The sequence below is a fragment of the Mesorhizobium sp. M5C.F.Ca.IN.020.32.2.1 genome, from assembly GCF_004023105.1.
Taxonomy (GTDB): Bacteria; Pseudomonadota; Alphaproteobacteria; order Rhizobiales; family Rhizobiaceae; genus Mesorhizobium; species Mesorhizobium wenxiniae.
Genome location: NZ_RZSX01000097.1, coordinates 1 through 11,142 on the forward strand (window position 1 = coordinate 1; position 11,142 = coordinate 11,142).

At 61.9% G+C, this 11,142-nt stretch carries 7 protein-coding genes and 3 pseudogenes; all 10 read left to right on the forward strand.

Annotation, left to right across the window (positions count from 1 at the left end; translation table 11 throughout):
* Positions 1-129, forward strand: a pseudogene (locus EOA86_RS40030) (FAD-binding oxidoreductase); the annotation flags it as partial.
* 12 nt (positions 130-141) lie between these two features.
* On the forward strand, positions 142-1,143 hold the full coding sequence (locus EOA86_RS07420) for a 4-hydroxyproline epimerase (protein WP_128341112.1): 1,002 nt from the start codon (positions 142-144) through the stop codon (positions 1,141-1,143).
* A gap of 336 nt (positions 1,144-1,479) precedes the next feature.
* Complete coding sequence (locus tag EOA86_RS07425) at positions 1,480-2,382, forward strand: branched-chain amino acid ABC transporter permease (RefSeq protein ID WP_065011217.1); 903 nt, start codon at positions 1,480-1,482, stop codon at positions 2,380-2,382.
* 49 nt (positions 2,383-2,431) lie between these two features.
* Positions 2,432-2,710: pseudogene (locus tag EOA86_RS41450) on the forward strand (DUF3382 domain-containing protein); the annotation flags it as partial.
* A gap of 144 nt (positions 2,711-2,854) precedes the next feature.
* Positions 2,855-3,982, forward strand: a pseudogene (gene livM, locus EOA86_RS07430) (high-affinity branched-chain amino acid ABC transporter permease LivM); the annotation flags it as partial.
* Between the two features lie 20 nt (positions 3,983-4,002).
* Positions 4,003-5,136: an ABC transporter ATP-binding protein gene (locus EOA86_RS07435; protein ID WP_281035639.1), complete on the forward strand. Its 1,134-nt coding sequence runs from the start codon at positions 4,003-4,005 to the stop codon at positions 5,134-5,136.
* A complete protein-coding gene (locus EOA86_RS07440) occupies positions 5,136-5,864 on the forward strand; it encodes an ABC transporter ATP-binding protein (RefSeq protein ID WP_065011220.1) in 729 nt (242 codons plus the stop codon). Before EOA86_RS07435 ends, EOA86_RS07440 begins: the two co-directional genes overlap by 1 nt.
* A gap of 17 nt (positions 5,865-5,881) precedes the next feature.
* Positions 5,882-6,229 carry a DUF6867 family protein gene (locus EOA86_RS07445; RefSeq protein WP_029348956.1) on the forward strand — a complete coding sequence of 116 codons (348 nt, stop codon included), beginning with the start codon at positions 5,882-5,884 and terminating at the stop codon, positions 6,227-6,229.
* Positions 6,230-6,368: 139 nt separating this feature from the next.
* Positions 6,369-7,499, forward strand: coding sequence for a branched-chain amino acid ABC transporter substrate-binding protein (locus EOA86_RS07450; RefSeq protein ID WP_029348955.1), 1,131 nt, complete (start codon positions 6,369-6,371; stop codon positions 7,497-7,499).
* Between the two features lie 224 nt (positions 7,500-7,723).
* A partial coding sequence (gene pyc, locus EOA86_RS07455) for a pyruvate carboxylase (RefSeq protein ID WP_128341114.1) occupies positions 7,724-11,142 on the forward strand: 3,419 nt, incomplete at its 3' end.

An 11,142-nucleotide genomic window follows, 5' to 3' on the forward strand; every position in this document is an offset into this window, starting at 1 on the left:
GTCTATGCCTTCGGCCACGGCCATCTCGGCCTGACCCAGGCAGCTGCCACCGGGCGCCTGGTCCGCGATCTCATTCTCGGCCAAAATCCGATGTTTGATCTTTCTCCGTTTTCCCCGAACCGCTTCTGACGGGAGCTAGACATGGCGCGCCACTCCTTCTTCTGCATCGACGGTCACACCTGCGGCAATCCGGTGCGGCTGGTCGCCGGCGGCGGACCGCTGCTCCAGGGCGCGACGATGATGGAGCGGCGCGCGCATTTCCTGGCCGAATACGACTGGATCCGCACCGGGCTGATGTTCGAGCCGCGGGGCCATGACGTGATGTCCGGCTCGATCCTCTATGCGCCGACGCGGCCCGATTGTGACATCGCCATCCTGTTCATCGAAACTTCGGGGTGTCTGCCAATGTGCGGTCATGGCACCATCGGCACCGTGACGATGGCCATCGAGCACGGGCTGATCAAGCCGAAGACGCCGGGTTTGCTCAGGCTGGACACACCGGCCGGCCTGGTCACCGCCGAATACAAACAGGTCGGCGAATATGTCGAGGAGGTGCGAATCACCAACGTGCCGTCCTTCCTCCATGCCGAGGGACTGACGGTGGAATGTCCGCAGCTCGGCGAGATCATCGTCGACGTCGCCTATGGCGGCAATTTCTACGCCATCGTCGAGCCGCAGAAGAACTATCGCGACATGGCCGACCATTCCGCCGGCGACCTCATCGCCTGGAGCCCGGTGGTGCGGCAGCGGCTCAACGAGAAGTACGCCTTCGTGCATCCCGAGAATCCTGGCATCGACCGGCTTTCGCATATGCTGTGGACGGGTGCGCCGACCGACAGCCAGGCGGATGCGCGCAACGCCGTCTTCTACGGCGACAAGGCGATCGACCGCTCGCCTTGCGGCACCGGCACCTCGGCGCGGATGGCGCAGCTTCACGCCAAGGGCAAGCTTAGGACTGGCGACGATTTCGTCCACGAATCGATCATCGGCTCGCTGTTCAAAGGCAGGGTCGAGAAGGAAGTCACGGTGGCGGACAAGCCGGCGATCATTCCCTCGATCGGCGGCTGGGCGCGCATGACCGGATTGAACACGATCTTCATCGACGACCGCGATCCGTTCGCGCACGGATTCATCGTCAAATAGAGAGCATCCTGACGCAGGGGAAATGAAAGGGAACGCAAAGATCGATTGCTCACGCGGCGCAACGATCCCGCTCATCAACTTGTTTTGACGGCGATTCCTTCGAAACGGCGTGCATTTTGACGACGAATCGCCAAAGACATTGTGTTATGCCAATGATAGGGTCCGCGATAGTCCAGAGGCCGGGAAGGGAAGAACGGGCAATCCGAATGCGTGCTTCAAAATCACGCATGCCGATTAAAAAATGACGTTGCAATCCGGGCTCGAAACTTTACGACTAGGGGAAATACGAAAAGGAATGCGTCTGCATGGGCGACATTCCAGGGGAGCGACGACAGCATGCAGTATTTTGTCCAGCAGCTTATCAATGGGCTGACGCTGGGATCGATCTATGGACTGATAGCGATCGGCTATACGATGGTGTACGGCATCATCGGCATGATCAATTTCGCCCATGGCGACATCTTCATGATCGGCGCTTTCGCCGCCCTCATCGTTTTCCTTATCCTCGGCGCGTTGTTCTATTCGGTACCGGTGGTGATCGCGCTCCTGGTCATGATGATCGTCGCAATGCTGTTGACCAGCATGTACAATTGGACGATCGAGAAGGTGGCCTACCGGCCTTTGCGCGGTTCGTTCCGGCTGGCGCCGCTGATCACCGCAATCGGCATGTCGATTGCGCTGTCCAATTTCGTCCAGGTGACGCAAGGGCCGCGCAACAAGCCGGTCCCGCCGATGGTGTCCAAGGTCTACAACATCGAAGGCATCAGCGTGTCGCTGAAGCAGATCATCATCGTCCTGGTCACCATAGTCCTGCTGGCGCTGTTCTGGTACCTGGTCAACAAGACCTCGCTGGGTCGAGCCCAAAGGGCGTGCGAGCAGGACCGCAAGATGGCCGCACTGCTCGGCATCGACGTCGATCGCACCATCTCGATCACCTTCATCATGGGCGCCGCCCTTGCCGCCGTCGCCGGCACGTTGTTCCTGATGTATTACGGTGTGGTGGTGTTTTCCGATGGCTTTACGCCCGGTGTGAAGGCATTTACTGCCGCGGTGCTCGGCGGCATCGGCTCGTTGCCCGGCGCCGTGCTCGGCGGGTTGATGATCGGCTTCATCGAAAGCATGTGGTCGGCTTATTTCTCGATCGATTACAAGGACGTCGCTGCCTTCTCCATCCTGGCGATCGTGCTGATCTTCCTGCCTTCCGGCATTCTCGGCCGGCCAGAAGTCGAAAAGGTCTGAGACAATGGCGGTCACCGCATCTCCGGAGCGCGACATCGTCGCCACCCCCATGCAGCGCGCCACCCGCGAAGCGCTCTATGCCGGCGCCATTGCGCTCGGCCTGTTCGTGCTGTTCATCGGCCTGAGGACCGATCAGAACATCTCCAACGAACTGATCCTTGTACAGCGCTGGTTGCTTCTTGCCGTCGTGGTTGTGCTGACCATGGCCGGGCGTTTTCTCTACGTCGCCTACGGACAGCCCTTCCTGGCAAATCAGCAGATCGTCGACGTCGCCACCGGCCTGCTGCCGGAGAGCGTGGCGACGCGGTTCTTCCGCCTGCAATATTTCATCGCTGCCATCGCCACAGTGGCCGTGCTGGTTTTCCTTGCCGGCTCCCTTGACGGATTGCTGGGACCCGGTCTGGCCGGTTATGCACGGTTCCTGAGGGCGCTGGCGATCGTCTACGCCCTCGCCTCTGTGCTGTTTTATTTCCGAACCTTCATCCATGCCCATTTTTCGGCGCTGGGCATAACGGCACTGGCGCTCTACCCGGTCATTGTCGTGCTGGTGCTTGCTTTGTACGGAGGATCGGTGGCCGCCGGGTTCCAGGGTTCTCTGAAATGGGTCGACAATTTCGGCATCCAGATCCTGATCTACGTGATGCTGGCCTGGGGGTTGAACATCGTCGTTGGCCTCGCCGGCCTGCTCGATCTTGGTTATGTCGCCTTCTACGCCGTCGGTGCCTATGCCTATGCGCTGCTCGGTACGCAATACGGCCTTTCGTTCTGGATCCTGCTGCCTGCCGCCGGCGCCATGGCTGCCTTCTGGGGCGTGCTGCTGGGTTTTCCGGTGCTACGCCTGCGTGGCGACTATCTGGCGATCGTGACGCTGGCCTTCGGCGAGATCATTCGTCTCGTGCTGATCAATTGGCGTGAGGTTACCAACGGCTCGGCCGGTATCTCCGGCATCCCCAAGGTCACCTTTTTCGGCCTGATGACGTTCAATGTCTCGGATCCGAACTATATCGCCAAAGTTTTCGACATCGCCACGTCGAGCGCCTACTACAAGATCTTCCTCTACTACCTGATCCTGGGACTCTGCCTGCTGACCGCCTTCGTCACCATAAGGCTTAGGCGCATGCCCGTCGGTCGCGCCTGGGAAGCGCTGCGCGAGGACGAGATCGCCTGCCGCTCGCTCGGGATCAACACCACCACCACCAAGCTCACCGCCTTTGCCACCGGCGCCATGTTCGGCGGCTTCGCCGGCTCGTTCTTCGCCGCGCGGCAAGGTTTCGTCAGCCCCGAATCCTTCATCTTCCTGGAATCGGCGATCATCCTCGCCATCGTCGTGCTCGGCGGCATGGGTTCGCTGGTCGGCATTGCCGTCGCTGCCATGGTGATGATCGGCGGCACCGAGGTGCTGCGCGAGCTCGATTTCCTGAAGCAGGTTTTCGGTCCCGACTTCACGCCGGAGCTTTATCGCATGCTGTTGTTCGGCATGGCCATGGTCATCGTCATGCTGTGGAAGCCGCGCGGCTTCGTCGGCAGTCGTGAACCGACAGCCTTTCTCAAAGAGAGCAGGGCCGTATCCGGCTCCTTCACCAAGGAGGGCCACGGCTGATGAGCGATGCGAGCCCATCCATGAACGATGCCATCCTGCAGGTCGAGCATCTGTCGATGAAGTTTGGCGGTCTGGTCGCCATCGGCGACCTGTCTTTCCAGGCCAGGCGCGGCGAGATCACCGCGCTGATCGGGCCGAACGGTGCCGGCAAGACCACGGTGTTCAACTGCATCACCGGCTTCTATAAGCCGTCGGAAGGCATGATCACGCTCAGCCGGCGCGACGGCTCGAGCTTCTTGCTCGAACGCCTGCCGAACCACGAGATTCCGGCGCGCGCCAAGGTGGCGCGCACCTTCCAGAACATTCGTCTGTTCTCGGGCATGACGCTGCTCGAGAACCTGCTGGTGGCGCAGCACAACAAGCTGATGAAGGCTTCCGGCTACACCGTCCTCGGCCTGTTCGGCTTCAGCGGCTACCGGACGGCGTCGGCCGAGTCGATCGACCTCGCCAGGCACTGGCTGGAAAAGGCCGACCTCGTCGATCGAGCCGACGATCCGGCCGGCGACCTGCCCTACGGCGCGCAACGGCGCCTGGAGATCGCGCGGGCGATGTGCACGGGTCCGGAGCTGCTCTGCCTCGACGAACCGGCGGCCGGACTCAATCCGAAGGAATCGATGGCGCTCAACGCGCTTCTGATGGATATCAAGGACAACACCGGCACCTCGATCCTGCTGATCGAGCACGACATGGCGGTGGTCATGCAGATTTCCGACCATGTCGTGGTGCTCGAATACGGGCGCAAGATCTCGGATGGCAGTCCGCATGCGGTACGCACCGACCCGCGTGTCATTGCCGCCTATCTCGGGGTCGAAGACGAGGACGTCGAGACGGTGCTGACCGAGGTCGGCGACGAAGACGTCATCGAGCAACTGGACACGGGTCCGGATTCGGCGCACGGCCCGGGCACATCATCTTCGTATCTCGCCGGACCTGTGACCGACACGGTCGGGCACAGCGAGGGCGAACGGGTCACGGTGTCGAAGGGCGCCTCGAAAGCCGGGCAGGTCGACGCAAGGTCGAGCGCCGCGGCAGCCTCCCCGGCGGCAGCCAAGCAACCCTCTGCGGCCAAATCCTCAGCGGCAAAGCCGGCCACCAAGGCTCAGGTAAAGCCGAATACACCAGGCGTCTCCAAACGGCGCGGAGGGCGTAAATAATGGCCGGCACGACGCTGCTCGATATCAAGGGCGTCCAGACCTACTACGGCAACATCAGGGCGCTGAACGGCGTCGATGTCACCGTTAAGCAGGGCGAGATCGTGGCGCTGATCGGCGCTAACGGCGCCGGCAAGTCGACGCTGATGATGACCATTTTTGGTGCTCCACGGGCGCGGGCGGGCACCATCACCTTCGCCGGCATCGACATCACCCAATTGCCGACCCATGAGATCGCGCGCATGCGAATCGCCCAGTCGCCGGAGGGACGGCGCATCTTCCCGCGCATGACGGTGATGGAAAACCTGCAGATGGGCGCCAGCCTCGACAACCTCCAGCATTACGACGAGGATGTCGAGAAGGTGTTCACGCTGTTTCCGCGCCTGAAGGAACGCATTGCCCAACGCGGCGGCACGCTGTCGGGCGGCGAGCAGCAGATGCTGTCGATCGGACGTGCGCTGATGGCGCGGCCGAAGCTGCTCCTGCTCGACGAGCCGTCGCTAGGCCTGGCGCCGCTGGTCGTCAAGCAGATCTTCGACGCCATCCGCGAGTTGAACCGCACGCAGGGGCTGACCGTGTTTCTGGTCGAGCAGAACGCCTTCGGCGCGCTGAAACTCGCCACGCGCGGCTATGTCATGGTCAACGGCAATGTGACGATGAGCGGCACCGGCAAGGAGCTGCTCGCCGATCCGGACGTGCGCGCCGCCTATCTCGAAGGCGGCCATCACTGAGTTCAGGAGTCTTCATCATGCAGGGCATTCTCTATGAGGAACCCTCGGTTTGGCAGTTCTTCTTCGTCACCTGCCTGCTTGGCGGCTGGGCGGCATGGATGACGGGCAAGGCCTGCGCCCAAACATGGCGCAGCTTCGTCCAATTGTTCGCTTACATGCTCGGCCTGGGCATCGCCGTAAGGTTCATCCATCACGCACTGTTCGGCGGCACGATGTTCTCGCTGCAGTACTACATCGTCGACACCATCGTCCTGATGATATTGGGCTTCATCGGTTATCAATACACGCGCACCAACCAGATGGTGACACAGTATAATTGGCTTTACGAAAGAGCATCGCTTTTGAGTTGGAAACCAAAAGGTTGACGTTCACCATTAACGCCATTCCGGGGATGAATCGGCGTGACAAGTGCCTGAAAATCGGCAAAGTACGTTTTCTGCGAGTAAAGGTGGGCATCGCATGAAAGCATCATCCACGCCCACTCTGTAAATGGGAGCGTTTTACATGAGAAAATCACTTTTGTCCGCCGTCGCCCTGACCGCGCTTGTCGCGTTCAGCGGAAGCGCGTGGGCTGACATCCTGGTCGGCGTTGCCGGTCCGATCACCGGTCCGAACGCCGCCTTCGGCGCGCAGCTGCAAAAGGGCGCCGAACAGGCTGTCGCCGACATCAATGCGGCCGGCGGCATCAACGGCGAGCAGGTCAAGCTCACGGTCGGCGACGACGTCTCCGATCCGAAGCAGGGCATCTCGGTCGCCAACAAGTTCGTCGCCGACGGCGTCAAGTACGTGGTCGGCCACTTCAACTCGGGCGTTTCGATCCCGGCGTCGGAAGTCTATGCCGAGAACGGTATCCTCGAGATCACCCCGGCTGCGACCAATCCGAAGTTCACCGAACGCGGCATGTGGAACACCTTCCGCACCTGCGGACGCGACGATCAGCAGGGCAAGGTTGCTGGCGACTATCTCGCCGCGAACTTCAAGGATGCCAAGATCGCTGTCATCCATGACAAGACGCCTTATGGCCAAGGCCTCGCCGACGAAACCAAGAAGGCGCTTGCAGCCAATGGCGTGACCGAGGCCATGTATGAAGGCATCAATGTCGGCGACAAGGATTTCTCGGCCCTCATCGCCAAGATGAAGGACGCGGGCGTCTCCGTCGTCTACTATGGCGGCCTGCACACCGAAGCCGGCCTGATCATACGCCAGCTCGCCGACCAGGGCCTCAAGGCAACCTTCATGTCCGGCGACGGCATCGTGTCAAACGAATTGGCCTCTATCGCCGGCGACGCCGTCGACGGCACGCTGATGACGTTCGCTCCGGATCCGCGCAAGAATCCGAACGCCAAGGAGCTCGTCGAGAAGTTCCGCGCGGCCGGCTTCGAGCCTGAGGCCTATACCCTCTACTCCTACGCGGCGATGGAAATCATCGCGGCCGCCATCGCCAAGACCGGTTCAGCCGATGACGCTCAGAAGGTAGCTGAGACCATCAAGTCGGCCGGCCCTTGGAAGACCACGATCGGCGAGATCGGATATGATGCGAAAGGCGACATCACCCGTCCGGATTACGTCATGTACACCTGGAAGAAGGGCGACGACGGCAAGTACACCTATGTCGAGAACGCACCCGGCAAATAACCGGACGTTGCTACATGGAGTGCCCGGCGCCTCGCGCCGGGCATTTTTCATAGGAGTTCCCGAAAGCCTGGATCGGGACTGCGGGGCGTCGTCCGGACGGACTCGCAATGTGTCAGATCAAACTAAATCGGTTTAATTGCTTCCTTCGATTTTGTTTGCACTGCAGCATTTTCGCGTTAATCATGGCGCCAGTTCCCTTCCCGTCAGCGTCCGGAGCCTTGTCCTTGGCCATTTCGAAGATCCTTGTCGCCAATCGCTCCGAAATTGCCATCCGCGTCTTCCGCGCGGCCAACGAACTCGGCCTCAAAACCGTGGCGATCTGGGCCGAGGAGGACAAATACTCGCTGCATCGCTTCAAGGCCGACGAAAGCTACCAGGTCGGGCGCGGGCCGCATCTGACCAAGGATATGGGGCCGATCGAAAGCTATCTGTCGATCGAAGAAGTGATCCGCGTCGCCAGGCTGTCGGGCGCCGATGCCATCCATCCGGGCTATGGGCTGCTGTCGGAAAGCCCTGAATTCGCCGAAACCTGCGCCAAGGCCGGCATCATTTTCATCGGACCCAAGCCGGATACGATGCGCAGGCTCGGCAACAAGGTCGCCGCACGCAACCTGGCGATCGAAGTCGGCGTGCCGGTAATTCCCGCCACCGACCCGTTGCCCGACGACATTGAGGCGGTGAAGGCACTCGCCAAGACGATCGGCTATCCGGTGATGCTGAAGGCATCGTGGGGCGGCGGCGGCCGCGGCATGCGCGCCATCCGCTCGGAAGCCGATCTTGCCCGCGAGGTGACGGAGGGCAAGCGCGAAGCGAAAGCCGCCTTCGGCAAGGACGAGGTCTATCTCGAAAAGCTGATCGAGCGCGCCCGCCATGTCGAGGTGCAGGTGCTGGGCGACACACACGGCAATGCCGTGCACCTGTTCGAGCGCGATTGCTCGATCCAGCGCCGCAACCAGAAGGTGGTCGAGCGGGCGCCGGCGCCGTATCTCGAAATGTCACGGCGCGAGGAGCTCTGCGGTTATGCGCTGAAGATCGCCCGCGAGACGAGCTATATCGGCGCCGGCACGGTCGAGTTCCTGCAGGATGCCGACACCGGCAAATTCTATTTCATCGAGGTCAACCCGCGCATCCAGGTCGAGCACACCGTCACCGAGCAGGTGACCGGCATCGACATCGTCAAGGCGCAGATCCACATTCTCGACGGTTTCGCCATCGGTACGCCGGAATCGGGTGTGCCGGCGCAGAAGGATATCAGGCTCAACGGCCACGCGCTGCAGTGCCGCATCACCACGGAAGATCCCGAGCATAATTTCATTCCCGACTATGGCCGCATCACCGCCTACCGCGGCGCCACCGGTTTTGGCATCCGCCTCGATGGCGGCACCGCCTATTCGGGTGCGGTCATCACCCGTTTTTACGACCCGCTGCTGGAGAAGGTGACGGCCTGGGCGCCGACGCCGGCCGAGACCATCGCCCGCATGAACCGCGCACTGCGCGAGTTCCGTATTCGCGGCGTGGCGACCAACCTTACCTTCCTCGAGGCGATCATCAATCATCCGAGTTTCGCCGACAATTCCTATACGACCAAGTTCATCGACACGACGCCGGAACTGTTCGCGAGCGTGAAGCGGCAGGACCGCGCGACCAAGCTGCTCAACTACCTGGCCGATGTCAGCGTCAACGGCCATCCCGAGACGCGTGGCCGGCCGCAGCCGAAGGCGGATGCGGCGGCACCCATGGTGCCCTATCTCAACGGCAATGTGCCCGACGGCAGCAAGCAGAAGCTCGAGGCACTTGGGCCGGAGAAATTCGCGGCCTGGATGCGCGCGCAAAAGCAAGTGCTCGTCACCGACACGACGATGCGCGACGGACACCAGTCCCTGCTCGCGACGCGGGTGCGCACATATGACATCGCCGGCATTGCCGGCACCTATGCGCGCGCGCTGCCGCAGCTTTTGTCGCTGGAATGCTGGGGCGGAGCGACGTTCGACGTCGCCATGCGCTTCCTGACCGAAGACCCGTGGGAACGGCTGTCGCTGGTGCGCGAGGCAGCGCCCAATTTGTTGCTGCAGATGCTTTTGCGCGGCGCCAACGGCGTCGGCTACACCAATTATCCCGACAATGTCGTCGAGCATTTCGTCAAACAGGCCGCCGCCGGCGGCATCGACCTGTTCCGCGTCTTCGACTGTTTGAACTGGGTCGACAACATGCGCGTCGCCATGGACGCGGTCGGCGCCGAGGGCAAGCTGATCGAAGCGGCGATCTGCTATACCGGCGACATACTCGATCCGGCCCGAGCCAAATACGACCTCAAATACTATGTCACGCTGGCCAGGGAGTTGCAGGCGGCGGGCGCCCATATCATCGCGGTCAAGGACATGGCCGGCCTCCTGAAGCCCGCGGCGGCACGAGTGCTGTTCACGGCGCTGCGCGAGGCGACCGATCTGCCGATCCATTTCCACACGCACGACACGTCGGGCCTGTCGGCGGCGACGGTGCTGGCGGCGGTGGACAGCGGCGTCGACGCCATCGACGCGGCGATGGATTCCTTGTCGGGCAACACCTCGCAGCCTTGCCTGGGCTCGATCATCGAAGCGCTGAAGGGCACCGAGCGGGATCCGGGCCTCGACCCGCAATGGATCAGGAACATCTCGTTCTACTGGGAGGCGGTGCGCAACCAGTATGCCGCCTTCGAGAGCGACCTGAAGGGGCCAGCTTCGGAAGTCTACCTGCACGAAATGCCAGGCGGGCAGTTCACCAATCTCAAGGAACAGGCGCGCTCGCTCGGTCTGGAGACACGCTGGCACGAAGTGGCGCAGACCTATCACGACGTCAATCTGATGTTCGGTGACATCGTCAAGGTGACGCCGTCGTCCAAGGTTGTCGGCGACATGGCGCTGATGATGGTGAGCCAGGACCTGACGGTTGCCGATGTCGAAAATCCGGCCAGGGATATCGCCTTCCCGGATTCAGTGGTGTCGATGCTGCGCGGCGATCTCGGCCAGTCGCCCGGCGGTTGGCCGGAGGCACTGCAGAAGAAGGTGCTTAAGGGCGACAGGCCAATCACGGCCCGGCCTGGCTCCCTGCTGAAGCCGGCCAATCTCAAGGCCAGCCGCAAGGAGATCGAAGACAAGCTCGAGCGCAAGCTCAGCGAATTCGAATTCGCCTCATGGCTGATGTACCCGAAGGTTTTCTCCGACTTTACCGCAGCCCAGGAAACCTACGGGCCGGTCAGCGTGCTGCCGACGCCGACCTATTTCTACGGCATGAAGCCGGAAGACGAGATCTTTGTCGACATCGAGAAGGGCAAGACGCTGGTGGTGCGCTGCCTGGCCATCGGCGATGTCGACGAGAAGGGCATGGTCACCGTGTTCTTCGAGCTCAACGGCCAGCCGCGCCGGGTCAAAGTGCCGGACCGCGCGCATGGCGCTTCCGCCGCCAAGGCGCGGCGCAAGGCTGAACCGGGCAACGAGGCGCATGTCGGCGCGCCGATGCCCGGCGTCGTCTCGGCGCTTGCCGTTGCCGCCGGCCAGGCGGTCAAGGCCGGCGACGTGCTGCTGTCGATCGAGGCGATGAAGATGGAAACGGCATTGCATGCCGAGCGCGACGGCACAATCGCCGAAGTGCTGGTCAAGGCCGGCGA

What these genes read in the sequence shown, in the direction of transcription:
- EOA86_RS07450 (WP_029348955.1), top strand. Translation starts at nt 6,369, where the DNA reads ATGAGAAAATCACTTTTGTCCGCCGTCGCCCTGACCGCGCTTGTCGCG.
- EOA86_RS07440 (WP_065011220.1), top strand. Translation starts at nt 5,136, where the DNA reads ATGGCCGGCACGACGCTGCTCGATATCAAGGGCGTCCAGACCTACTAC.
- EOA86_RS07420 (WP_128341112.1), top strand. Translation starts at nt 142, where the DNA reads ATGGCGCGCCACTCCTTCTTCTGCATCGACGGTCACACCTGCGGCAAT.
- EOA86_RS07425 (WP_065011217.1), top strand. Translation starts at nt 1,480, where the DNA reads ATGCAGTATTTTGTCCAGCAGCTTATCAATGGGCTGACGCTGGGATCG.
- EOA86_RS07445 (WP_029348956.1), top strand. Translation starts at nt 5,882, where the DNA reads ATGCAGGGCATTCTCTATGAGGAACCCTCGGTTTGGCAGTTCTTCTTC.
- EOA86_RS07435 (WP_281035639.1), top strand. Translation starts at nt 4,003, where the DNA reads ATGAACGATGCCATCCTGCAGGTCGAGCATCTGTCGATGAAGTTTGGC.